This is a genomic window from Pseudomonas sp. DCB_AW (assembly GCF_026240895.1).
Taxonomy (GTDB): domain Bacteria; phylum Pseudomonadota; class Gammaproteobacteria; order Pseudomonadales; family Pseudomonadaceae; genus Aquipseudomonas; species Aquipseudomonas kermanshahensis.
In genome coordinates this window covers 1-1,662 of the sequence record NZ_JAPFCE010000148.1, presented here as the reverse complement: position 1 = coordinate 1,662, position 1,662 = coordinate 1, and the positions used below count along the sequence as shown (strand labels likewise).

Below are 1,662 nucleotides of genomic sequence, written 5' to 3'. Positions count from 1 at the left end.
GAATGCGATGGTGGAGTCACCGACGCATTCGCGGGTAAACCCGCTCCCACAGGTTACCGCGTCAGCTTTTGATTACTTGACGACAACCTTGCCCTTCATCATCGAGATGTGGCCCGGGAAGGTGCAGAAGAAGCTGTAGTCGCCACCGGCTTCAAGCTTGGACGTGTCGAACTTCACTTCGGTTTCTTTCTCCGGCGCACCGATCATCGCGGTGTGGGCGATGATGTTGGCGTTGTCTTCTTTCAGGTAGCCCTTTTCGATGCCCTGGCTCATGCCTTCGGTGGCAATACCCTGCATGTCAGCCGTCTTGCTGATCACCAGGTTATGGCCCATGACGTTCTTCGGCAGGTTGCCGGAGTGCGTCAGTTTGACGGTGAACTCCTTGCAGCTCTTGTCGACGGTAAATTCCTTGGTGGTATAGGACATCTGGTCCGTCGATTCGACAGTCACCGAGCATTCGGCTGCGAAGACAGAGGCGCTGGCGAGGGTCAGCAGGGATACCGCTACAGCTTTCGCAAACATCATGAATCTCCTTGGCAGGGTTTTATCAATTGCGAGACTGCCTGAAACCGTTCAGCCCCTTTCTGATATGGGTCAAGGGGGTGTCAAGTGGCCAGCCAGTAGAATTGTTCAATGGATTGTATACAACCAATCTAAGGGCACATCATGCCCTTTTATTGGAGGATGGGACAACCTCTCATTTAGGAGCAATACCAAATGCGCATTTCCAGCTTCATGAACAGCCTGCTTGCCGCCTATGCCCAGGGTGCCACGGGTGCTGTCTGCGAGTTCTCCCGGCCGGAATGACACCGGCCTTGGAACGGCCAGGCATGCGCCGTACCCTGTCATTCTGAATGATTGGAGATGAGCAATGCTTGTACGTTCCGTGTGTGTCTTCTGCGGCGCCAGCATCGGCGCCAACCCTGCTTACCGTGAAGCGGCCGTCGCCCTTGGCCAGGCCATTGCCCGGCGCGGCCTGACCCTGGTTTATGGTGGCGGCGCTGTCGGCTTGATGGGCGTCGTGGCCGATGCTGCCATGGCTGCGGGCGGCGAAGTGGTCGGGATCATCCCGCAAAGCCTGCTGGACGCCGAGGTGGGCCACAAGGGCCTGAGCCGCCTGGAGGTGGTCGATGGCATGCACGCGCGCAAGGCGCGCATGGCCGAACTCAGCGATGCCTTCATTGCGCTGCCGGGTGGGCTGGGTACGCTGGAGGAGTTGTTCGAGGTGTGGACCTGGGGGCAACTGGGCTATCACGCCAAGCCGCTGGGCCTGCTCGATGTGAATGGCTTTTATGAAAAGCTGGGCGGGTTCCTTGACCATATCGTCGAGGAAGGTTTCGTGCGGCCGCAGCATCGGGCGATGTTGCTGCTGGGGCAGCAGGCGGATGCATTGCTGGATGGGATGAGTGAATTCGTCGCGCCGGTAGCGCCGAAGTGGGTCGACAAGCAGCCGGATTGAAATTGAGATTTTGGGGCTGCTTTGCAGCCCATCGCAGGCAAGCCAGCGCCTACAGATACCATGCAGCATTCAAGGCCTGCGCTGTACCTGTAGGAGCAACTGTCTTTGAGGATTTTTTTGAAGTTGGCCCCCGCTAGGCATAGCTTCGCCAGCGATACCACGTAGCGGTGTCGCTGGCGAAGCCCGCGTTTAGTAGATCAATC

General features: G+C 58.1%; 2 protein-coding genes. One reads left to right on the top strand and one right to left on the bottom strand.

From position 1 onward, the window contains the following. Positions 1-72 precede the first annotated feature (72 nt). Entirely contained in the window at positions 73-522 is a 450-nt protein-coding gene (azu, locus tag OO306_RS27985; protein ID WP_043198099.1) for an azurin, read from the bottom strand. Between the two features lie 349 nt (positions 523-871). Here azu and OO306_RS27980 point away from each other — a divergent pair, with 349 nt between their 5' ends. After that, positions 872-1,459, top strand: coding sequence for a TIGR00730 family Rossman fold protein (locus OO306_RS27980; protein ID WP_265970377.1), 588 nt, complete (start codon positions 872-874; stop codon positions 1,457-1,459). The last annotated feature ends 203 nt before the right edge of the window (positions 1,460-1,662 follow it).

Excerpts from the sequence above, each read along its gene's own strand:
- azu (WP_043198099.1), bottom strand. The coding sequence starts at position 522 with ATGTTTGCGAAAGCTGTAGCGGTATCCCTGCTGACCCTCGCCAGCGCC.
- OO306_RS27980 (WP_265970377.1), top strand. The coding sequence starts at position 872 with ATGCTTGTACGTTCCGTGTGTGTCTTCTGCGGCGCCAGCATCGGCGCC.